Here is a 21,554-nt window from a genome sequence, read left to right on the forward strand (position 1 = left end):
ATTGATCACATGCCGTCAAACGTGCCCGAACAATGCCTGAGCGAATTTCACGCGTTCTTCCGGGCTCTCGTGTCTGCCTTGAGCGGCGAGCTCGGCCAGTCGCTGCTCGACGGCTGTCGTGCGATGCGTCAGGCCGCAGTCGTTGGCGATCTGAATGTTCAGGCCCGGACGGGCGTTGAGTTCCAGAATCAGCGGGCCCCTGTCCTGATCCAGCACCATGTCGACGCCGATGTAGCCCAGGCCGCACAGCTCGTAGCATTCGGCAGCCAGTTTCATGAATCCGTCCCAATTGGGCAACTGCACGCCATCCACCGCGTTGGTAGTGTCCGGGTGTTTGCTGATGATGTTGTTCAGCCAGGTGCCGCGCAAGGTCAGGCCGGTGGCCAGGTCAACGCCGACGCCGATGGCGCCCTGGTGCAGGTTGGCCTTGCCTCCGGACTGGCGGGTCGGCAGGCGCAACATGGCCATGACCGGGTAACCCATCAGCACGATCACCCTGATGTCAGGCACACCTTCGTAACTGATGCTCTTGAAGATCTGGTCAGGCGTTACGCGGTACTCGATCAGCGCGCGGTCGCGGTGTCCGCCCAGGGAATACAGGCCGGTCAGGATGCTGGAAATCTGATGCTCGATTTCTTCGTGGCTGATGATGCGTCCGGAAATGGTGCGAAAGCGCTCCTCGAACCGGTCGGCGATCACCAGAATGCCGTCGCCGCCCGCACCCTGCGCGGGTTTGATGACGAAGTCACTGCGCCCGCCGATGATGTCGTCGAGCTTCTCGATTTCCTTCTCGGTGGAAATGATGCCGTACATTTCAGGCACATGAATGCCGGCCGCGATGGCCCGCTCCTTGGTGATGATCTTGTCGTCGACGATCGGGTACAGGCTGCGCTTGTTGTACTTGAGCACATAGTCGGCGTTACGCCGGTTGATGCCCATGATCCCTTTGGCTTCGAGGGCCTTCCAGGTTTTCCACCAGCCGATCATTTGACGTTTTCCCGTTCGGCGTCTTCCTTCAAGAAGGCCTTGAAACGCACCAGTTCGGTCAGCCGGTAGCCGCGATAGCGACCCATCGCCAGCATGAAACCGACAAGAATCAGCAGAATGGCCGGGAATGTGAACACGAAGTAGATGAGTTCCGGGACGCTCATGATGATGTGGGCCAGCGAAGCGGCGAAGAGCGTGCCGATGGCGACTTTCATCGCGTGGCTGCCGCCTCGTTCTTCCCACGTGATCGACAGGCGCTCGATGGTCATGGTCAGGATCACCATCGGGAACAGGGCCACCGACAGGCCTCGTTCAAGCCCCAGCTTGTGGCTGAACAGGCTGATGGCGGCAATCAGCACGACCACGAAGGTCAGCACCACCGACAACCTGGGCAACATTTGCAGCTTGAGGTGTTCAAGGTAGGAGCGCAGCGACAGCCCCAGCGCGGTAATGATCGTGAACAAGACGATGCCGAAGCCCAGCTGGGTCTCGCGAAACGCCAGTGCAATCAGTACGGGGGTGAACGTGCCCAGGGTCTGCAAGCCGATCAGGTTGCGCAGGATCAGAATGATCAGCACCCCGATCGGGATCATCACCATGATCATGAAGGTCTGCTGGGTTTGCAGCGGCAGGCCGTACAGCGAATATTCGAGGAAGTCGGCGTCCGTGCTTTCGTCGGTGAGTTTGGCGAGGCGAATGGCGTTCATCTCGCTGTTGTTCAGGCTGAAGCTGACCGCCGCTTTCTTGCCCCCTTCGACGGTGATCAGGTTGTCGTCGCCGATCCACCACAGGAGGCGGTCTTGCGGCAGGCCCGCTTCACCTGTTTCGGGGTTGAAATACAGCCAGTCCTTGCCGTTGAAACTGCGCAACCACAGCTCGGGTGTCTGCGGCTGGTCGGCGACCAGGCGAATGGTGTGGACCTTCTCGACGGGAACGTGAGCAATGGACAGCAGGATTTCGGTAATACGGGCTTTGTTCTGGACCGAGGTGTCGCCGGCCAGGAGCAGCTTGACGTTGTCGTCGCTCAGATTGTTGACACGTCGGATGGCTTCGCTGACGAACGTCTCGACGTCGGCCGAGTGCTGACGGATCGGGGCGAGCAGGGCGTCGGCAGCGATTTTTTCCGGGCCTTCCACGGCGATGCTGTCACGGAAGATCGGGCCCTTGATCTTGGCTTTTTCGCCGCCGTAGCGCTTGGTCAAGACCAGGCGGTAATAAAGCGTCTGGTTGCCGTTGGCGCGTCGGGCGGACCAGGTGACCTTGCGGTTGCCGTCGGCGCGGTTGACGTTCACGCCGTAGTTGTTGGAGATGAAGCTTTCGTTGAGGCTGATGTAGTCGCGCGAGAGCGGCGGTACGTACATCTGGACCTTGACCGAGTCTTTCGGGTTGGCCACGAACTCGACCTTGGCGTCGATGTTCCACAAATCGTCGGTTTCGTCTTCGGTCACCGGGATGCCGAGCACCAATATCTGATAGGCCGTGATCGCGATGCCCAGTGCCACCAGGGCCGTGATCAGGATTTTCAGATGAAGGGTTAGAGAGCGCATGTGTTTACTCTGCGGTTTGAGCATCAGTGACGCAGGCGGGTTTGCCCGCTGCATATTTAAGGCTTGGATCAACCAGCGCATCGAAGCGTTTGAGCGCTTCGGAGCCAATCAAAAGCGGGTATTGGAATGCACTTCGGTCGGTCAAGTTCACTTCTATGGTGCGTGAAGCCCTGCCCATGCACACATCGAGACTGATCACCGGCCGCGCGGTGTATTTCTTTTCATCGTCGGGATCGACATCGCCGGCGCGGCGCTTGATCTTGCTGACCCTGGCCAGAGGCCGTTCGATCGGGTGTTCGTGGGCATCATCGATGGCCAGGTAGAAGCGTACCCAGGACTCGCCGTCACGTTTGAAACGCTTGATGTCGCGCGCGCTGAGCGAAGCCGTTTTGGCACCCGTGTCCAGTTTCGCCGCGACTTGAAGATCAATGCCGGCCAGCTCAGCGTACTCGTTCAGTCCATAGACGGTCTTGTCGGCTGCCAGGCTCGAATCTGGGCGGAGCACCCCCGACAGGAGCAGGCATAAGAGAAGAAGTAGGGAATGGCGGCTCATAGGTCCTGGCATGGTGGAGGGAAACGAGGAGCTGTTCTGACGTCAGCTCGGGGTTCGGACTGGCTTGAGAGCCACGGCCAGCAAGGACGTCCCTGATCGCAGGGTCAGGCAGGCTAATGCGGTCGGCATTCTAGCATGAAGGTTTTATGGCGCCAGTAACGGGTTGGATGGACAGTGCCTGTGGGAAAACGCCTGCTGCTTCGAGGTTGTTAGACGATTGTCGACAATCATTAATTTCTCTTTGACGGAAAGCGAGTATTTGACTAGATTTAGGCGCATTCCATTGAAAGGTGTCGACAATGCTGGAATCCATCGAAACTGCAGCGATTGCTCAGGTCGATTCGGAAACGTTGTCGGAGAACGTTTTCCGGCGCATTCAGGCTGCGATCGTCAAAGGTGAGATCGCGCCGGGCAGCAAGATTTCCGAGCCGGAACTGGCGCGTACTTACGGCATCAGTCGCGGGCCGCTGCGTGAGGCGATCCATCGTCTCGAAGGTCAGCGCCTGCTGGTGCGCGTTCCGCATGTTGGCGCTCGCGTGGTGTCCCTGAGTCATGCCGAACTCGTGGAGCTCTATGAAATTCGCGAGTCGCTGGAAGGCATGGCGTGCCGACTCGCTGCCGAGCGCATGACGGCTCAGGAAGTCGACGACTTGCGACGTGTGCTCGAGACTCACGAGCGCGACACGGCGTTTCAGGCGGGCGTGGGGTATTACCAGCAGGAAGGCGATTTTGACTTTCATTACCGGATCATCCAGGGCGCGCGCAACAGCACGTTGACCCAGATGCTTTGCGGCGAGCTTTACCAGTTGGTGCGCATGTACCGTATCCAGTTTTCCACCACGCCCAATCGCCCGCGTCAGGCCTTCACGGAGCATCACCGCATTCTGGATGCCATCGCCGACCGCGACGGCGAATTGGCCGAATTGTTGATGCGCCGTCATATCGGCGCATCGAAACGCAATATCGAACAGCGCTATCAAGAACAACGCCATCAAGCCACTCCTGCCCGAGGTGAACAATGACTTCAAGAACGACTGCCGGCCAACGCTTCCGTGATGCCGTCGCGAGCGAGCATCCTTTGCAAGTGGTCGGCGCGATCAATGCCAATCACGCGCTGTTGGCGCAACGTGCCGGCTTCAAGGCGATTTACCTGTCGGGCGGCGGTGTGGCGGCCGGCTCGCTGGGTGTGCCTGATCTGGGCATTACCGGCCTGGACGACGTATTGACCGATGTCCGTCGCATCACTGATGTCTGCGAGCTGCCACTGCTGGTGGACGTGGACACCGGGTTCGGGGCGTCGGCGTTCAACGTGGCGCGGACCGTGAAGTCGATGATCAAGTTCGGCGCGGCCGCCATGCACATTGAGGATCAGGTGGGCGCCAAGCGTTGCGGCCATCGTCCCGGTAAGGAAATCGTCTCGCAGCAGGAAATGGTCGACCGCATCAAGGCGGCGGTCGACGCGCGCACCGATGACAGTTTCGTGATCATGGCGCGGACCGATGCGCTGGCGGTCGAAGGTCTCGAATCCGCACTGGACCGCGCGGCGGCGTGCATCGAGGCGGGGGCGGACATGGTGTTCCCCGAGGCCATCACAGAACTTGAAATGTACAAACTGTTCGCGTCGCGGGTGAAGGCGCCGATTCTGGCGAACATCACTGAGTTTGGCTCGACGCCGCTGTTTACCACCGAAGAGCTGAAGTCAGCGGAGGTTTCGCTGGTGCTGTATCCGCTGTCGGCCTTCCGCGCAATGAATAAGGCCGCCGAAAACGTGTACACGGCGATTCGTCGCGATGGCACGCAAAAGAACGTTGTCGATACCATGCAGACCCGCATGGAACTGTATGACCGCATCGATTACCACGCTTTTGAACAGAAGCTGGACGCGCTGTTTGCGCAGAAGAAGGGCTGAGCGTTCACCCTGATTTTTGGATGGGCGTCTACAACGCTGTGGGAGCGAATTCATTCGCGAGACGTCCGTTGAGGCGGTGCATCTCTGTGCCTGTTGAATGTTTCGCGAATGAATTCGCTCCTACAGACCCGCGTCGTTCTGATGATCCGGTGAGCGCTGACATGAATTGCCGATTCCCCGAAAACTATAAGATTGGAGACAGCAATGGCTGAAGCAAAAGTATTGAGTGGCGCTGGCCTGCGTGGCCAGGTGGCTGGGCAGACGGCCCTGTCGACCGTTGGCCAGGCCGGCGCCGGGTTGACCTATCGCGGTTATGACGTTCGCGAGCTGGCGGCTGATGCCCGTTTTGAAGAAGTAGCCTATTTGCTGCTGTACGGCGAGCTGCCGAATCAGGTGCAACTGGACCGTTACCTGGAAAAGCTGCAAGGGCTGCGTGACTTGCCGCCAGCCTTGAAAGAAGTGCTGGAGCGTATTCCTGCCGACACCCATCCGATGGACGTGATGCGTACCGGCTGCTCGATGCTTGGCACGCTGGAACCTGAAGTCAGCTTCGATCAGCAGCACGATTCCACCGACCGGCTGCTGGCCGCGTTCCCGGCGATCATGTGTTACTGGTACCGCTTCAGCCACGAGGGCAAGCGGATCGACTGCGTGACCGACGAGGTGTCCATTGCCGGGCATTTCCTCAAGCTGCTGTTGGACAAAACGCCGAGCGAACTGCACCGCAAGGTGATGGACGTCTCGCTGATTCTGTACGCAGAGCACGAATTCAACGCCTCGACGTTTACCGCGCGGGTCTGCGCGTCGACCTTGTCGGACCTGTTTTCGTGTGTCACGGCCGCTATCGGCACGCTGCGCGGCCCGTTGCATGGCGGCGCCAACGAAGCTGCCATGGACATGATCGAGAAGTTTTCCTCGGCCGAAGAAGCCACCCAAGGCACGCTGGCGATGCTGGCGCGCAAGGACAAGATCATGGGGTTCGGTCACGCGATCTATAAAGACAACGATCCGCGTAATGAAGTGATCAAGGGCTGGTCCAGAAAACTGGCGGACGAGGTCGGCGACACGGTGTTGTTCCCGGTGTCCGAAGCCATCGACAAGACCATGTGGGAGCAGAAAAAGCTGTTTCCCAACGCCGATTTCTATCATGCCTCGGCGTATCACTTCATGGGGATTCCTACCAAATTGTTCACGCCGATCTTCGTCTGTTCGCGCCTGACGGGATGGGCGTCCCATGTGTTCGAACAGCGCGCCAACAACCGCATCATCCGTCCAAGCGCCGAGTACATCGGCGTCGAGCAGCGCAAGTTCGTGCCAATCGAACAACGCTGAACGGTGGGGATGCCTGAATACCTGTAGGCGCGCGCTATGCCGGATCAGGCCCCACCCTCCGAAACTACCGTGACCGAGCCCTGATGATGAACACTGAACATCGCAAACAACTGCCCGGCACCTCGCTTGATTACTTCGACGCCCGAGCGGCGGTCGATGCCATCAAGCCCGGTGCCTACGCAACGCTGCCCTACACCTCCCGCGTGCTGGCCGAAAACCTGGTTCGCCGCTGCGACCCCGCGACCTTGAAGGCATCGCTGACGCAACTGATCGAGCGCAAGCGCGACCTCGACTTTCCGTGGTTTCCAGCCCGCGTGGTGTGTCACGACATTCTGGGGCAGACCGCGCTGGTGGACCTCGCCGGGCTGCGCGACGCCATTGCCGACATGGGCGGTGATCCGGCGCAGGTCAACCCGGTAGTGCCGGTGCAGCTGATTGTCGACCACTCGCTGGCCGTCGAGTGTGGCGGGTACGATCCTGATGCGTTCGCCAAAAACCGTGCGATCGAAGACCGTCGCAACGAGGACCGTTTCCACTTCATCAACTGGACCAAGCAGGCGTTCAAGAACGTGGAGGTGATCCCGCCGGGCAACGGCATCATGCACCAGATCAACCTGGAGCGAATGTCGCCGGTGATTCAGACGCTCCATGGCGTCGCATTCCCGGATACCTTGGTGGGGACCGACAGCCATACGCCGCACGTGGACGCCCTGGGCGTGATCGCCATCGGTGTGGGCGGCCTGGAAGCCGAGAACGTCATGCTCGGTCGCGCGTCGTGGATGCGTTTGCCGGACATCATCGGTGTCGAGTTGAACGGCCGCCCACAGCCAGGGATTACCGCCACCGACGTGGTGTTGGCGCTGACCGAATACCTGCGCCAACAGAAAGTGGTCGGTGCGTACCTCGAATTCTATGGCGAGGGCGCTCGGGCGCTGACGCTGGGGGATCGTGCGACGATTTCCAACATGGCACCCGAATACGGCGCCACGGCGGCGATGTTCTCCATCGACCAGCAGACCATTGACTACCTTAAGCTCACTGGCCGTGAAGACGATCAAGTGAAACTGGTAGAAACCTATGCCAGGGAAACCGGCCTGTGGGCTGACAGCCTGACGACTGCCGAATACGAGCGGGTACTGAGCTTCGACCTGTCCAGTGTGGTGCGTAACATGGCCGGGCCGTCCAATCCGCACGCCCGTGTCGCGACCGCTGATCTGGCGGCCAAAGGCATCGCCAGTGCCTGGGAAGAAACGCCCGGCCAAATGCCCGACGGCGCGGTCATCATTGCCGCCATCACCAGTTGCACCAACACCAGCAACCCGCGCAACGTGATTGCCGCAGGTTTGTTGGCCCGCAATGCCAACGCACTGGGCCTGACCCGTAAGCCGTGGGTGAAGTCTTCGCTGGCGCCGGGCTCCAAGACCGTCGCGCTGTACCTGGACGAGGCCGGGCTGACCACCGAGCTGGAGCAGTTGGGCTTCGGCGTTGTCGCCTTTGCCTGCACCACCTGCAACGGCATGTCCGGTGCGCTGGACCCTGTGATTCAGCAGGAAATCATCGACCGCGACCTGTACGCCACCGCCGTGTTGTCGGGCAACCGCAACTTCGATGGCCGTATCCACCCTTACGCCAAACAGGCGTTTCTTGCCTCACCACCGCTGGTGGTGGCCTACGCGATCGCGGGCACCATCCGCTTCGATATCGAGAAGGATGTGCTGGGGGTTGGTACAAACGGCCAGGAAATCCGTCTGAAAGACATCTGGCCGACTGACGAAGAAATCGATGCGGTGGTCAAGGCCTCGGTCAAGCCGGAGCAGTTCCGCCAGGTCTATATCCCGATGTTTGCAATCCATGAAGACACCGGCCCGAAAGTCGATCCGCTGTACGACTGGCGCCCGATGAGTACCTATATTCGCCGTCCTCCTTACTGGGAAGGCGCGCTGGCGGGGGAGCGTACGCTCAAGGGCATGCGACCCCTGGCGGTATTGCCGGACAACATCACCACCGATCACCTGTCGCCGTCCAATGCGATCATGCTCGACAGCGCGGCGGGCGAGTATCTGGCGAAAATGGGCCTGCCGGAAGAGGACTTCAACTCGTACGCAACCCACCGTGGGGACCACCTGACCGCCCAGCGCGCGACGTTCGCCAACCCTAAACTGTTCAACGAAATGGTTCAGGAAGGCGGCAAGGTCAAGCAGGGCTCGCTGGCGCGGATCGAGCCGGAAGGCAAGGTGACCCGTATGTGGGAAGCGATCGAGACTTATATGGAGCGCAAACAGCCGCTGATTATCGTTGCGGGCGCCGATTACGGTCAGGGTTCGTCCCGCGACTGGGCGGCCAAGGGCGTACGTCTGGCAGGTGTGGAAGCCATCGTTGCCGAAGGTTTCGAGCGCATCCACCGCACCAACCTTGTCGGCATGGGCGTCTTGCCGCTGGAGTTCAAACCCGGGACCAACCGCACGACATTGGGTATCGACGGCACCGAGACCTATGACGTCATCGGCGAGCGCACGCCGCGTGCGACCCTGACGCTGGTGATTCATCGCAACAACGGCGAGCGTCTGGACGTGCCGGTCACCTGCCGTCTCGACACCGGCGAAGAGGTGTCGATTTACGAAGCGGGCGGTGTCTTGCAGCGCTTCGCTCAAGACTTCCTCGAATCGGCCTCCGTGGCCTGACGACGTGCCGACGCCACCAAAGGGTGGTGTCGGCGTTTGAACGAAAGGAAAGCGATTCCATGGCTCATACAGCGCAAATCAGGATTCCCGCGACCTACATGCGTGGCGGCACCAGTAAAGGCGTGTTTTTTCGCCTGCAGGATCTGCCCGAGGCCGCCCAAGTACCGGGTCCGTCCCGTGATGCCCTGTTGCTTCGGGTGATTGGCAGCCCCGACCCTTATGCCAAGCAGATCGATGGCATGGGGGGCGCGACGTCCAGTACCAGCAAGACGGTGATCCTGTCCAAAAGCATCAAGGCCGATCACGACGTTGACTACCTGTTCGGCCAGGTGTCCATCGACACGCCGTTCGTGGACTGGAGCGGCAATTGCGGCAACCTCTCGGCGGCAGTCGGGCCGTTCGCGATCAGCAACGGCCTGGTGGATGCCAGCCGCGTGCCTGATAACGGCGTCGCCGTGATCCGGATCTGGCAGGCCAATATTGGCAAGACGATCATTGCCCACGTGCCGATGACCAACGGCGCGGTGCAGGAAACCGGTGATTTCGAACTCGATGGCGTGACCTTTCCCGCCGCCGAGGTACAGCTGGCGTTCATGGATCCGGCAGCCGAAGAAGAGGGCGCGGGCAGTTCGATGTTCCCGACCGGCAATCTGGTGGACGAGCTTGAGGTGCCGGGCGTCGGCACGTTCAAGGCGACCATGATCAATGCCGGCATCCCGACCATTTTCGTCAACGCCAGCGACATCGGTTACACCGGCACCGAGTTGCAGGACGCGATCAACAGCGACGCAAATGCCTTGACCAGGTTTGAAACCATCCGCGCGTACGGCGCCGTGCGCATGGGTTTGATTGCCCATGTGGATGAGGCGGCCAAGCGTCAGCACACGCCGAAGGTAGCCTTTGTTGCGGCCCCCAGCGAGTACGTATCGTCCAGCGGCAAGCGGGTGACGGTGGAGGATGCCGATCTGTTGGTGCGCGCCATGTCCATGGGCAAGCTGCACCACGCCATGATGGGGACGGCGGCGGTGGCGATCGGCACTGCAGCGGCCATTCCTGGCACGCTGGTTAACCTGGCGGCCGGTGGCGGCGAGCGTAGCGCGGTCCGTTTCGGTCATCCATCCGGCACGTTGCGCGTCGGCGCTGAAGCGGCGCTGGTCGACGGCGAATGGCAGGTGAACAAAGCCATCATGAGCCGCAGTGCGCGGGTGTTGATGGAAGGGTGGGTGCGTGTGCCGGGCGATAGCTTCTGACGTTTTGCTTCGTCTTTTGTAGGAGCGCGCTTGCCCGCGAACGCATTCTGTCAGGTACGTATTCGTTATAGACAGAAGGCATTCGCGGGCAAGCGCGCTCCTACAGTTCACAAACACGCTATTTAAACCGTCGCTCAACGCCTTTTTCCACCAGCACTTTCGCCGAAATTTCCTCAACCGAAAAATGTGTGGAATTGATGTTCGGAATGTTCTCCCGGCGGAACAGGTTTTCCACTTCGCGCACTTCGAACTCGCACTGGGCGAAGCTCGAATAACGGCTGTTGGGCTTGCGTTCGTGACGAATGGCGGTCAGTCGATCGGGATCGATGGTGAGGCCAAACAGCTTCGACCGGTGTTGCTTGAGCGCTGCCGGCAGTTGCAGGCGCTCCATGTCGTCTTCGGTCAGCGGATAGTTGGCCGCGCGGATGCCGAATTGCATGGCCATGTATAGACAGGTAGGCGTCTTCCCGCAGCGGGAAACGCCCACCAGAATGATGTCGGCCTTGTCGTAATAATGGGTTCTGGCACCGTCATCGTTGTCCAGCGCGAAGTTCACGGCCTCGATCCGCTCCATGTAATTGGAGTTGTGACCGATGGAGTGTGATTTGCCCACCGAGTAGGAGGAGTGTGAACTAAGCTCCTGCTCAAGTGGCGCCAGGAAGGTCGAGAAAATATCGATCATGAAGCCGTCGGACGTCGCCAGAATCTCGCGAATGTCCTGATTGACGATGGTGTCGAAGATGATCGGGCGCGCCTCGTCCTTTTCGGCAGCCTTGTTGATCTGCTGGACCATCGCCCGGGCCTTCTCGATGCTGTCGATATAGGGCCTGGTGAACTTGTTGAAGGTTATGTTTTCAAATTGCGCCAACAGGCTCTGACCAAGCGTTTCGGCCGTGATGCCGGTGCCGTCGGAGATAAAGAAAGCGGATCGTTTCATTTGCGCCTTGGGCCTTAAGCTGGTGACGATTCTTGGATATCATAGGCGGGCTTGCGAGCCATGACTGGCCGCATTCTACCTTTTTTCAAGGTTCTGATTTTAAGGATGAAGATTTTCAGGGGCCGAGCCACTCGCGTGAGCGGGTCGCTTTTTTCCTGTGATGACAGCACCCATGCTTTTCCCAACAACAATTCGGTTAGTGGAGAGATCACCTTGGTAGAGTACGTAGTTTCCCTCGATAAGCTCGGCAAACATGATGTTGAGCATGTGGGGGGCAAGAACGCATCCCTCGGCGAGATGATCAGCAACCTGGCGGGCGCAGGCGTTTCCGTTCCCGGTGGCTTCGCCACTACCGCTCAGGCCTATCGTGATTTTCTTGAGCAAAGTGGCCTGAACGATCAGATCCACGCGGCGCTCGATGCTCTGGACGTCGACGACGTCAACGCACTGGCAAAAACCGGCGCGCAGATTCGTCAGTGGATCATGGAAGCCGAATTCCCCGAGAAGCTCAACGCTGAAATCCGTACTGCTTTCGCCGCGCTCTCGGCGGGCAATCCGGACATCGCCGTTGCCGTGCGTTCTTCCGCCACTGCAGAAGACCTGCCTGACGCCTCGTTTGCCGGCCAGCAGGAAACCTTCCTCAACATTCGCGGCGTCGAGAACGTGATCCGCGCGGCGAAAGAAGTCTTCGCTTCGCTGTTCAACGACCGCGCCATTTCCTACCGCGTGCACCAGGGTTTCGACCACAAGCTGGTCGCACTGTCCGCTGGCGTGCAGCGCATGGTCCGTTCCGAAACCGGCACGGCGGGCGTGATGTTCACGCTGGACACCGAATCCGGTTTCCGTGACGTCGTTTTCATCACCGGTGCTTATGGCCTGGGCGAAACCGTCGTACAAGGCGCGGTCAACCCGGACGAATTCTACGTTCACAAGAACACCCTTGAAGCCGGTCGCCCTGCGATCCTGCGCCGCAATCTGGGCAGCAAGGCCATCAAGATGATCTACGGCGACGAAGCCAAGGCCGGCAAGTCGGTCAAGGTCATCGACGTGGAAGCCGCTGATCGCGCACGCTTCTGCCTCTCCGACGAAGAAGTCAGCAACCTGGCGCGTCAGGCGATGATCATCGAGAAGCACTACCAGTGCCCGATGGACATCGAATGGGCGAAAGATGGTGACGACGGCAAGCTCTACATCGTTCAGGCGCGTCCTGAAACCGTTAAGAGCCGCAGCTCGGGCAACGTCATGGAACGCTACCTGCTGAAAGAGAAGGGCACCGTTCTGGCAGAAGGCCGCGCCATTGGTCAGCGCATCGGCGCGGGCAAGGTGCGGATCATCAAGGACGTGTCCGAGATGGACAAGGTTCAAGCCGGCGACGTGCTGGTCTCCGACATGACCGATCCGGATTGGGAACCGGTGATGAAGCGCGCCAGCGCCATCGTCACCAACCGTGGCGGTCGTACCTGCCACGCCGCGATCATCGCGCGTGAACTGGGTATTCCTGCCGTCGTGGGCTGCGGCAACGCCACCGAGCTGTTGAAAGACGGTCAGGGCGTGACTGTGTCCTGTGCCGAAGGCGACACCGGTTACATCTTCGAAGGCGAGCTGGGCTTCGACATCAAGCAGAACTCGGTCGATGCCATGCCGGAACTGCCGTTCAAGATCATGATGAACGTCGGTAACCCTGACCGTGCGTTTGACTTCGCCCAGTTGCCCAACGCCGGTATCGGTCTGGCGCGTCTGGAGTTCATCATCAACCGCATGATCGGCGTGCACCCCAAAGCATTGCTGAACTACCCGAATCTGCCGCTGGACATCAAGGAAAGCGTCGACAAGCGTATTGCCGGTTACGACGATCCGGTCGGTTTCTACGTCGAGAAGCTGGTCGAAGGCATCAGTACCCTGGCCGCGGCGTTTTCGCCGAAGAAGGTCATCGTGCGCCTGTCGGACTTCAAGTCCAATGAGTACGCCAACCTGATCGGCGGCAAGCTGTACGAGCCGGAAGAAGAGAACCCGATGCTGGGCTTTCGCGGTGCATCGCGTTACATCAGCGAAAACTTCCGTGACTGCTTCGAGCTCGAGTGCCGTGCCCTCAAGCGCGTGCGCAACGAGATGGGCCTGACCAACGTGGAAATCATGGTGCCGTTCGTGCGCACCCTGGGTGAAGCGAGCCAGGTGATCGACCTGCTGGCGGAGAACGGTCTGGCGCGAGGCGAAAACGGTCTGCGCGTGATCATGATGTGCGAACTGCCGTCCAACGCCCTGATGGCCGAGGAGTTCCTCGAGTTCTTCGACGGCTTCTCCATCGGTTCCAACGACCTGACCCAGCTGACACTGGGCCTGGACCGCGACTCCGGGATCATCGCGCACCTGTTCGACGAGCGGAATCCTGCGGTCAAGAAGCTGCTGTCCAGCGCCATTCAGGCCTGTAACAAGGCGGGCAAGTACATCGGCATCTGCGGTCAGGGCCCGTCCGACCACCCGGATCTGGCGCGCTGGCTGATGGAGCAGGGCATCGAAAGCGTGTCGCTGAACCCCGACTCGGTACTGGAAACCTGGTTCTTCCTCTCCGAGGAGGATGCGCCAACCTGATACCCCGCAGGTAGAGCAATCGAGTAAGATGCTGGCCCGTTTCAACGGGTCGGCTTTCCAAAGAAGGGCGGCCTTAACGGTTCCGCCCTTTTTCATGCGAATTTTCCAAGCGAAGGGTTCAGCCCCGGGACAGCCTCTGCGTGCTATTCCGGCAATGTGCCTTTCTCAGAGCCAAGCAAGAGCAATATGCAAAGCAGCAGCGATCTTTTTCCAGTGGCCTTGATCAGCGCCGAACGACGTGGCGACCTGATCGAGGACGTCTACCGTCTGAAACCCGGCAACAGCATGGACTTCACGGTCGAGCTGGCCGTCACCCGACTGGGGCAGGTCAACGCCCCCGATGTACGCGGCGTTCCAGTGATCTTGCTGCATGGCAGCTTCTCCAATCGACGTTTCTGGTACTCGCCCAAAGGCATCGGGCTAGGGGCTTATCTGGCACGTGCAGGGTTCGACGTCTGGATCCCGGAGATGCGTGGGCACGGGTTGTCTGCGCGCAATGAAGCCTACCGGCACAACCGGGTCGCCGATTACGCGCGCTACGACCTGCCGGCCATCGCGGCGTTCGTCTGTGAGCAGGCCGGGCAGGTCCCGCACTGGATCGGTCATTCTCTCGGCGGCACGACGCTCGCCGCGGCATTGGGCGGTCACTACCTGGACGCAGGGCAGGTGGCCTCGGCGGCGTTGTTCGGCAGTCAGGTCTCTCGCACGTACTGGCCGCTCAAGGTGCCGCCATTGCAGTGGAGTACGCGACTGCTGCTCAAGCGCTTCGAGCATGTGTCCGGCCCGCGTTTCAAGCGAGGCCCGGAAGACGAACCGATGGGCATACTGCTTGAAAGCATGCGCTGGCACGGCCTGTTCGGTCGCTTCGGCGACAAGAAGGACGATTGGTGGTCAGGCCTGCGTCACGTGCAGGTGCCGCTGCTGTGTGTCGCGGGCGCTGGTGACCATCAGGACCCCGAGTGGGCATGTCGTGAGCTGTTCGAGCAAATGGGCTCGGAGCAGAAAGCATTCTGGTGCCTGGGGCGCCAGGAAGGCTTCAGCGAAGATTTCGGTCATGTGCAGATGCTGGTCAGCAAGGCTGCTCAGGCGCAGGTCTGGCCAAAGGTCGCTGACTGGCTCAACCGGCAGATCACGCCCTTAAATGCTGAATCAACGCTGAATAGGGTGGCAACTCCCTGAGTTGCGCGCCCATAAGCGTTCCTATGGGCGTCGTGTGGCGCTAAGCTACCCCCGTTCGAGTGGCCACGGTGTGCGGCAGGTGATCAAGACTCGTCGGTCAGTATTTTGTTCTATATAAGGAAGCATTGTGGCGTTCGTCATGGTCTGACATGCGAGCCACCCGAACCTGCCAGCCGCAGGTTCATCCTTGAAACGAATCACTGACAGGAGTTACCCATGCACTACATCACTCCGGATTTGTGCGACGCCTACCCTGAGCTGGTTCAGGTAGTCGAGCCAATGTTCAGCAATTTTGGCGGTCGCGATTCGTTCGGTGGCGAAATCGTCACCCTCAAGTGTTTCGAAGACAATTCGCTGGTGCGTGAGCAAGCCGACCAGAACGGCAAAGGCAAAGTACTGGTGGTCGATGGTGGTGGCTCGCTGCGGCGGGCGTTGCTGGGTGATCTGCTGGCGGAGAAAGCGGCGAAAAATGGCTGGGAAGGCATGGTCATCTATGGCTGTGTGCGCGATGTCGATGTCCTGGCGCAGACCGATCTCGGTGTGCAGGCATTGGCCAGTCACCCGCTCAAGACCGACAAGCGCGGGCTGGGTGATCTGAACGTGGTGGTGACATTTGGCGGCGTGACCTTCCGCCCGGGCGAATACGTGTACGCCGACAACAACGGCATTATCGTTTCCCCAAGTCCCTTGAAAATGCCGGATTGACCGGTTTCTCCATTCAGAAAACAGCAAGGACACCAAGGACAGTGAATGTTCGATGAGACAAACGCGCAGTGGGGGCTGGTTCATGCCTTCGTGCTGGACGGAAAAGGCGGGGCGCGTTCAATAGCTCGAACCGAACTGGATTGCCTGCAACTGGAGCCGCACGAAAGTGTGTGGCTTCACTGGGACCGCAGTCACCCGCAGACGCAGACGTGGCTGCGGTCGTCGAGTGGCCTCAGCGAATTCGTTTGCGACCTGATGCTTGAGGAAAATACCCGGCCACGCCTGCTGCCGCTGCCGGACAATGAGTTGCTGTTGTTTTTACGCGGAGTGAATCTCAACCCCGGCGCCGAACCTGAAGACATGGTGTCGGTACGGATTTTCGCGGCGGCGCAGCGTGTGATCTCCCTGCGGCTTCGCTCGTTGCGTGCGACGGATGAGTTGATTGACCTGCTCAACGAGGGCAAAGGGCCGAAAACGGCGTCCGAATTGCTGGTTTATCTCGCGCAATTGCTCACTGACAAGGTCCAGGCGGTGGTCAGCGAGCTGACCGAACTGGTCGACGACATGGAAGAGCGCATAGATGCCGACGAACGGTACATGCCTGAGCACGGCAACATGGTTCACATCCGGCGCAGGGCGGCAGGCATGCGTCGGTTTCTGCACCCTCAGCGGGAAATCTATGCGCAGCTGACGCGCAGCAAGATGCCGTGGTTCGTGGACGACGATGCGGATTACTGGAACGAATTGAACAACAGCCTGACGCGGTATCTGGAGGAGCTGGAGCTGACCCGAGAGCGCGTGGGGCTGGTGCTGGAGGCTGAAGACAGACGCCTCAACGAGCGCATGAACCGCACCATGTACCGCTTCGGAATCATCACCGGAATCTTCCTGCCCATGAGCTTCCTGACCGGGTTGCTGGGCATCAACGTTGGCGGCATTCCAGGTTCGGATAATCCGTATGGCTTCGTGTTCGCCTGCGCGCTGATGATTGTGGTTGCGGTGGGGCAGATGTGGCTGTTCAAGCGTTTGCGGTGGGTCTGATGAAAAAAAACGACGTCGTTTATGGTGTGGTGTGTGACTCAGGCAAAACGGGCTGCGTCTTCCAGTGACATCACGTGAGGTGCCTATGCACGACCCGTTTGAAGAATCACTGCGAGACATGCTTAATTCCTCGTCCTCCAGCCGGGATGATGATGCGGCATTGGGGCGTGTGCTGAAGACGGCCAACCGTCAGGTCGGCGCGGGCGATCTGTTCAGCCTGCTCGGCCGCTGCATACAAGCATTGATGATGGCCGTGAACAACGGCTCGGCTCACGTTTCACCTGTTTCCCGTCGCAAGACGACGATTGCCGGCACTGCGTTTACCGCTGCCAAAGACAAGGCTGATTGAATATGGAATTGGATCTCTGGACACAGAGCCTGGTCACCGCAATGACTGCGTTGTGGACCAAAGTCGCGAACTTCATCCCGAATCTGTTCGGCGCTCTGGTAGTTGTTCTGTTGGGCTTCGTGGTAGCGAAGCTGCTCGACACCCTGTTGTCCAAACTGTTGGCAAAACTGGGTCTGGACCGCTTGATGGGCGGCACCGGCCTGACGAAACTGATCAGCCGCGCAGGGATTCAGGTCCCGATTTCGACGCTGATCGGCAAGATTGTCTACTGGTTCGTGTTGTTGATTTTCCTGGTGTCGGCGGCAGAGTCGCTGGGCCTTGAACGTGTCTCGGCAACCCTGGACATGCTTGCGCTGTACCTGCCGAAGGTGTTTGGCGCGGCGCTGGTGCTGCTGGTCGGCGTGCTGCTGGCGCAGCTGGTCAACGGCATCGTTCGCGGCGCGGCAGAAGGCGTTGGGCTGGATTACTCGGCGGGGTTGGGGCGCGTCGCGCAATGGCTGGTGATCATCATCAGCATTTCGGTCGCGATCAGTCAGCTGGAGGTGAAAACCGACCTGCTGAACCACGTCATCGTGATTGGTTTGATTACCGTTGGTCTGGCAGTTGCGCTGGCCATGGGGCTGGGCAGTCGGGAGATCGCAAGCCAGATCCTGGCAGGAATTTATGTGCGGGAGTTGTATCAGGTAGGGCAACAAGTGCGTATTGGAGAGGTCGAAGGACAGATCGAAGAGATTGGCACGGTGAAGACCACACTGCTGACCGATGAAGGGGAACTGGTGTCGTTGTCGAACCGCATCCTTCTCGAGCAGCGAGTGAGCAGCCGCTGAACCGGCAAATCTGCTAATGTATGCCGCCGCAAAATCCCGGAGGTTCCGGGACCAGGCGGACATTTATCTGACTGTCGGCACGACCTGTTTTGAATAAACCCCAATCGCTCTCACTGCGTTACGACCCCCGCGAGCTCTCTGATGAGGAGTTGGTTGCGCGCTCGCACGCCGAGTTGTTCCATGTGACTCGAGCCTACGAAGAGCTGATGCGACGCTACCAGCGGACACTTTTTAACGTCTGCGCGCGCTATTTAGGGAACGATCGCGACGCGGACGATGTCTGTCAGGAGGTGATGCTTAAGGTGTTGTATGGGTTGAAGAATTTTGAAGGGAAATCGAAATTCAAAACCTGGCTTTACAGCATCACCTACAACGAATGCATCACGCAGTACAGAAAGGAGCGACGAAAGCGTCGGTTGTTGGACGCTTTGAGTCTGGACCCCCTCGAGGAAGCGTCTGAAGAGAAGACGCCGAAACCGGAAGAGAAGGGCGGCCTCGATCGCTGGCTCGTGCATGTGAACCCGATTGACAGGGAAATTCTGGTGCTTCGATTTGTCGCAGAGCTGGAATTTCAGGAGATCGCAGACATAATGCATATGGGCCTGAGTGCAACGAAAATGCGATACAAGCGGGCACTTGATAAATTACGTGAGAAATTTGCAGGCGTTACCGAAACTTAACTCGGAGCAAATATCTCTAACGGGCAGGCAAGTTCTGATAGACTTGCCGACGAGTTGTCCCTCGATTAGGGGGACCGCTTTACAATCACCAGATGGGGATTTAACGGATGAAACTGAAAAACACCTTGGGCTTGGCCATTGGTACTATTGTTGCCGCAACTTCGTTCGGCGCTCTGGCACAAGGCCAAGGCGCAGTCGAAATCGAAGGCTTCGCCAAGAAAGAACAGTTCGACAGCGCTCGTAATTTCAAAAACGACGGCAACCTGTTCGGCGGTTCGGTTGGCTACTTCCTGACTGACGACGTTGAATTGCGTCTGGGCTACGACGAAGTTCACAACGTTCGTAGCGATGATGGCAAGAACATCAAGGGCGCGAACACCGCTCTGGACGCTCTGTACCACTTCAACAACCCGGGCGACATGCTGCGTCCGTACGTCTCGGCTGGTTTCTCCGATCAGAGCATCGGTCAGAACGGCAGCGGCGGTCGTAACCGCTCCACTTTCGCCAACATCGGCGGCGGTGCCAAGCTGTACTTCACCGACAACTTCTACGCCCGTGCTGGCGTTGAAGCTCAGTACAACATCGACCAGGGCGACACCGAGTGGGCACCTAGCGTCGGTATCGGCGTGAACTTCGGTGGCGGCTCCAAGAAAGTTGAAGCAGCACCAGCTCCAGTAGCTGAAGTGTGCTCCGACAGCGACAACGACGGCGTATGCGACAACGTCGACAAGTGCCCAGACACCCCGGCCAACGTTACTGTTGACGCCAACGGTTGCCCGGCTGTTGCTGAAGTCGTACGTGTTGAGCTGGACGTGAAATTCGACTTCGACAAGTCGGTCGTCAAGCCAAACAGCTACGGCGACATCAAGAACCTGGCTGACTTCATGAAGCAGTACCCACAAACCACCACCACTGTTGAAGGTCACACTGACTCCGTCGGTCCTGACGCTTACAACCAGAAACTGTCCGAGCGTCGTGCAAACGCCGTTAAGCAAGTTCTGGTTAACCAGTACGGTGTTGGCGCTAACCGCGTGAACTCGGTTGGCTACGGCGAATCCCGCCCAGTTGCTGACAACGCAACTGAAGCAGGCCGCGCTGTAAACCGTCGCGTAGAAGCACAAGTAGAAGCTCAAGCTAAGTAATTAGCCCCGCTTCACGAAAAACCCGGCCTCGGCCGGGTTTTTCTTTTTCTGGCGTTTGTAAAAATAATCGGCGTTGCGATGCATTCTTCTTTGGAAGTATTCGCGCATGGCGTGATGCGCAGCGATGGATTCACGCAGGGTTGGCAGCGTCAGTGTTTAAGTAACATGATCCACAACAACAGGTTAAGCGCCAGCGACAGCAGTGCCACGGTTTGCCAGACTTTGAGCGGTTCGCGTTCCAGCAAGGGTCTGGTCCGCGTATTCAATGTCGCAAGTTCGCCGTGCTGGAGCTGCAGCAGCCATTGTTCGGCCGTTTCAAAGCGTTTTGCCGGGTCGGCCTGAAGCGCCTGATCCAGATGGTGTTCGATCCATTCGGGGACGTCTGGACGGTAGCGGCTGACGGGAATGGGGTTGCCGAAACGTCGGTGTTGAAAGGCTTCGATTTCTCCGTACGGATAGTGCCCGGTCAGCAGGAAATACAGCGTGACGCTGGCGGCGTACAGATCGAGCGCTGGCGCGGGGTCGGCGCCTTCGAACGCTTCCGGGGCGATAAAACTAGGCGTGCCGGGCACGTCGCCTTCACCGTCGGCAGACAGACCGGGGCAGAAGGCAAGGCCGAAATCCAGCACGCGTAGCTCGCCGTTGTCGTCGATCAGCACGTTCTCCGGCTTGATGTCGCGATGGACGATGTTGCGTCGGTGCAGTAAGCCGACGGCCCCTATCAGGTCCCGCGCCAGGCTTGGCCATCGCGCCAGTTCCATCGGTCCCTGTTTCTGGAAGGTGTGCGCCAACGTCTGGCCCGGGTACTGGCGCATGACGTAGTACAGGTGTTGGCGATCGGGCAGCGGATGAACCTGAGGGAAGAAACGTCCGGCAACCCGGCGCAAAAACCACTCTTCAAGCAGCAATGCCTGACCGGCTCCGGGCTCGTCGTGACGGGCGTCCGGGAGGGTTTTGAGCAGCCAGGGTTGTCGCTCGGCGTCCAGGACCCGATACAGCAAGGATTGTCTTGAATCGCCCAGGCGCTGCTCGATCTGCCAGCCCTCAAAGGATTGGCCAGGCTTGAGTGACGGCGGCAACGGCCATTGCTGTAACTGAATGAGCGTATCGGCCAGCGTATCGGTGCCCAACTGATCGATCTGGATGAGCACGGCGCTGGCGTTGTCCTGGCTTCCAGACAGGTGCGCGGCGTTCACCAACGTCCGCACAGCGGCGTCCAGATCCTGCTGTTCGCTGAGGATCGTGCCGATCCGCGTATCGTTCAGTGTCGACCAGACGCCATCGCTGATCAGCAGCAGGCGTTCGCCCTGACGCAGCTCACCGTCCAGATAATCCATGACGACGTATTGATCCAGGCCCAGTGCGCGTTTGAGTACGTGCTGCATGTCCGGTGGCTCCCAGACATGATCCTCACTGATGCGCTGTAACACCCCTTTATGCCAGCGGTACACCCGGCAGTCACCGACATGGGCGAGGGTGAAGCGACGGCCTCGCAGGACCAGCGCGCTGAGCGTGGTCAAAAGGCCGTTCGCCAGCAGCCAGCGGTTGTGTGCGAGCAGCAGGCGGTCCAGCGCTTGAGCGACGCCCCAGGTTTCCGGTGTTGAGTAGTAATCCATTGCCAGGGCTTGAAGGGTCGAGCGGGACGCCAGGCCGCCATCCGAACAGTGGCTGACACCGTCCGCCAGCCCGAACAGGTATCCCTTGCTGGCGGCGAGTGCTGGCGCGGGCGTGACCAGGCGCGTGGCGTCCTGGTTCTCAGGCCGTGGTCCACTGGCGCTGAACTCGGCAAAGTGCACCTGCAAGCCGACTGCCTTGGCCGTGTTCAACGTCAACGGTTGATTCATCG

General features: G+C 59.4%; 18 protein-coding genes. 13 read left to right on the forward strand and 5 right to left on the reverse strand.

The genetic code is table 11. The features are described from left to right. Positions 1–15 precede the first annotated feature (15 nt). From BLS87_RS02180 to rloA, 3 genes are read right to left on the reverse strand one after another with little or no spacing between them, the layout of a single operon-like run. Entirely contained in the window at positions 16–984 is a 969-nt protein-coding gene (locus BLS87_RS02180; protein ID WP_167362027.1) for an alpha-L-glutamate ligase-like protein, read from the reverse strand. Next, complete coding sequence (rloB, locus tag BLS87_RS02185; RefSeq protein WP_074749749.1) at positions 984–2,534, reverse strand: osmotic stress tolerance membrane protein RloB; 1,551 nt, start codon at positions 2,532–2,534, stop codon at positions 984–986. The genes BLS87_RS02180 and rloB overlap by 1 nt, the downstream gene beginning before the upstream one ends. A 4-nt stretch (positions 2,535–2,538) precedes the next feature. Then, positions 2,539–3,087, reverse strand: coding sequence for a retropepsin-like aspartic peptidase RloA (gene rloA, locus BLS87_RS02190; protein ID WP_074749750.1), 549 nt, complete (start codon positions 3,085–3,087; stop codon positions 2,539–2,541). Between the two features lie 299 nt (positions 3,088–3,386). Here rloA and BLS87_RS02195 point away from each other — a divergent pair, with 299 nt between their 5' ends. The 5 genes from BLS87_RS02195 to prpF all read left to right on the forward strand — a co-directional run bounded on the left by BLS87_RS02195 (position 3,387) and on the right by prpF (position 10,259). After that, positions 3,387–4,109: a GntR family transcriptional regulator gene (locus tag BLS87_RS02195; protein ID WP_074749751.1), complete on the forward strand. Its 723-nt coding sequence runs from the start codon at positions 3,387–3,389 to the stop codon at positions 4,107–4,109. After that, positions 4,106–4,996, forward strand: a complete 891-nt coding sequence (prpB, locus tag BLS87_RS02200) for a methylisocitrate lyase (RefSeq protein WP_074749752.1) — start codon at positions 4,106–4,108, stop codon at positions 4,994–4,996. Before BLS87_RS02195 ends, prpB begins: the two co-directional genes overlap by 4 nt. A gap of 204 nt (positions 4,997–5,200) precedes the next feature. Then, on the forward strand, positions 5,201–6,328 hold the full coding sequence (prpC, locus tag BLS87_RS02205; RefSeq protein ID WP_074749753.1) for a bifunctional 2-methylcitrate synthase/citrate synthase: 1,128 nt from the start codon (positions 5,201–5,203) through the stop codon (positions 6,326–6,328). An 86-nt stretch (positions 6,329–6,414) separates the two neighbouring features. Beyond that, positions 6,415–9,009: a Fe/S-dependent 2-methylisocitrate dehydratase AcnD gene (gene acnD / locus BLS87_RS02210; RefSeq protein WP_074750239.1), complete on the forward strand. Its 2,595-nt coding sequence runs from the start codon at positions 6,415–6,417 to the stop codon at positions 9,007–9,009. Positions 9,010–9,068: 59 nt separating this feature from the next. After that, positions 9,069–10,259 carry a 2-methylaconitate cis-trans isomerase PrpF gene (prpF, locus tag BLS87_RS02215; protein WP_074749754.1) on the forward strand — a complete coding sequence of 397 codons (1,191 nt, stop codon included), beginning with the start codon at positions 9,069–9,071 and terminating at the stop codon, positions 10,257–10,259. Positions 10,260–10,377: 118 nt separating this feature from the next. Here prpF and ppsR read toward each other — a convergent pair whose 3' ends face one another. After that, positions 10,378–11,196, reverse strand: a complete 819-nt coding sequence (ppsR, locus tag BLS87_RS02220; RefSeq protein ID WP_074749755.1) for a posphoenolpyruvate synthetase regulatory kinase/phosphorylase PpsR — start codon at positions 11,194–11,196, stop codon at positions 10,378–10,380. Between the two features lie 213 nt (positions 11,197–11,409). Between ppsR and ppsA the strand changes: the two genes are divergently transcribed. From ppsA to BLS87_RS02260, 8 genes are all read left to right on the forward strand, one after another. Further along, entirely contained in the window at positions 11,410–13,785 is a 2,376-nt protein-coding gene (gene ppsA, locus BLS87_RS02225; protein ID WP_074749756.1) for a phosphoenolpyruvate synthase, read from the forward strand. 186 nt (positions 13,786–13,971) lie between these two features. Continuing rightward, complete coding sequence (locus BLS87_RS02230) at positions 13,972–14,964, forward strand: alpha/beta fold hydrolase (protein ID WP_074749757.1); 993 nt, start codon at positions 13,972–13,974, stop codon at positions 14,962–14,964. 216 nt (positions 14,965–15,180) lie between these two features. Continuing rightward, complete coding sequence (gene rraA, locus BLS87_RS02235; RefSeq protein ID WP_074749758.1) at positions 15,181–15,669, forward strand: ribonuclease E activity regulator RraA; 489 nt, start codon at positions 15,181–15,183, stop codon at positions 15,667–15,669. Between the two features lie 45 nt (positions 15,670–15,714). Further along, positions 15,715–16,710, forward strand: coding sequence for a zinc transporter ZntB (locus BLS87_RS02240; RefSeq protein WP_074749759.1), 996 nt, complete (start codon positions 15,715–15,717; stop codon positions 16,708–16,710). Between the two features lie 85 nt (positions 16,711–16,795). After that, positions 16,796–17,059 carry a CrfX protein gene (locus BLS87_RS02245; RefSeq protein ID WP_074749760.1) on the forward strand — a complete coding sequence of 88 codons (264 nt, stop codon included), beginning with the start codon at positions 16,796–16,798 and terminating at the stop codon, positions 17,057–17,059. Positions 17,060–17,061: 2 nt separating this feature from the next. After that, positions 17,062–17,886: a mechanosensitive ion channel family protein gene (locus BLS87_RS02250; RefSeq protein ID WP_074749761.1), complete on the forward strand. Its 825-nt coding sequence runs from the start codon at positions 17,062–17,064 to the stop codon at positions 17,884–17,886. A gap of 89 nt (positions 17,887–17,975) precedes the next feature. Further along, positions 17,976–18,566 (forward strand): RNA polymerase sigma factor SigX, encoded by a 591-nt coding sequence (sigX, locus tag BLS87_RS02255; RefSeq protein ID WP_074749762.1) that lies wholly within the window; start codon positions 17,976–17,978, stop codon positions 18,564–18,566. 107 nt (positions 18,567–18,673) lie between these two features. Then, positions 18,674–19,708 carry an OmpA family protein gene (locus BLS87_RS02260; RefSeq protein ID WP_074749765.1) on the forward strand — a complete coding sequence of 345 codons (1,035 nt, stop codon included), beginning with the start codon at positions 18,674–18,676 and terminating at the stop codon, positions 19,706–19,708. 149 nt (positions 19,709–19,857) lie between these two features. On the opposite strand, the gene BLS87_RS02265 is transcribed toward BLS87_RS02260, so the two are convergent. Then, positions 19,858–21,552, reverse strand: coding sequence for a bifunctional protein-serine/threonine kinase/phosphatase (locus BLS87_RS02265; protein ID WP_074749767.1), 1,695 nt, complete (start codon positions 21,550–21,552; stop codon positions 19,858–19,860). Positions 21,553–21,554: the final 2 nt, after the last annotated feature.

The organism is Pseudomonas abietaniphila, from assembly GCF_900100795.1.
GTDB classification, from domain to species: domain Bacteria; phylum Pseudomonadota; class Gammaproteobacteria; order Pseudomonadales; family Pseudomonadaceae; genus Aquipseudomonas; species Aquipseudomonas abietaniphila.

Excerpts from the sequence above, each read along its gene's own strand:
- ppsR (WP_074749755.1), bottom strand. The coding sequence starts at position 11,196 with ATGAAACGATCCGCTTTCTTTATCTCCGACGGCACCGGCATCACGGCC.
- BLS87_RS02195 (WP_074749751.1), top strand. The coding sequence starts at position 3,387 with ATGCTGGAATCCATCGAAACTGCAGCGATTGCTCAGGTCGATTCGGAA.
- rloA (WP_074749750.1), bottom strand. The coding sequence starts at position 3,087 with ATGAGCCGCCATTCCCTACTTCTTCTCTTATGCCTGCTCCTGTCGGGG.
- prpC (WP_074749753.1), top strand. The coding sequence starts at position 5,201 with ATGGCTGAAGCAAAAGTATTGAGTGGCGCTGGCCTGCGTGGCCAGGTG.
- BLS87_RS02265 (WP_074749767.1), bottom strand. The coding sequence starts at position 21,552 with ATGAATCAACCGTTGACGTTGAACACGGCCAAGGCAGTCGGCTTGCAG.
- rloB (WP_074749749.1), bottom strand. The coding sequence starts at position 2,534 with ATGCGCTCTCTAACCCTTCATCTGAAAATCCTGATCACGGCCCTGGTG.
- BLS87_RS02230 (WP_074749757.1), top strand. The coding sequence starts at position 13,972 with ATGCAAAGCAGCAGCGATCTTTTTCCAGTGGCCTTGATCAGCGCCGAA.
- rraA (WP_074749758.1), top strand. The coding sequence starts at position 15,181 with ATGCACTACATCACTCCGGATTTGTGCGACGCCTACCCTGAGCTGGTT.
- prpF (WP_074749754.1), top strand. The coding sequence starts at position 9,069 with ATGGCTCATACAGCGCAAATCAGGATTCCCGCGACCTACATGCGTGGC.
- BLS87_RS02260 (WP_074749765.1), top strand. The coding sequence starts at position 18,674 with ATGAAACTGAAAAACACCTTGGGCTTGGCCATTGGTACTATTGTTGCC.
- prpB (WP_074749752.1), top strand. The coding sequence starts at position 4,106 with ATGACTTCAAGAACGACTGCCGGCCAACGCTTCCGTGATGCCGTCGCG.
- BLS87_RS02240 (WP_074749759.1), top strand. The coding sequence starts at position 15,715 with ATGTTCGATGAGACAAACGCGCAGTGGGGGCTGGTTCATGCCTTCGTG.
- BLS87_RS02245 (WP_074749760.1), top strand. The coding sequence starts at position 16,796 with ATGCACGACCCGTTTGAAGAATCACTGCGAGACATGCTTAATTCCTCG.
- acnD (WP_074750239.1), top strand. The coding sequence starts at position 6,415 with ATGAACACTGAACATCGCAAACAACTGCCCGGCACCTCGCTTGATTAC.
- BLS87_RS02250 (WP_074749761.1), top strand. The coding sequence starts at position 17,062 with ATGGAATTGGATCTCTGGACACAGAGCCTGGTCACCGCAATGACTGCG.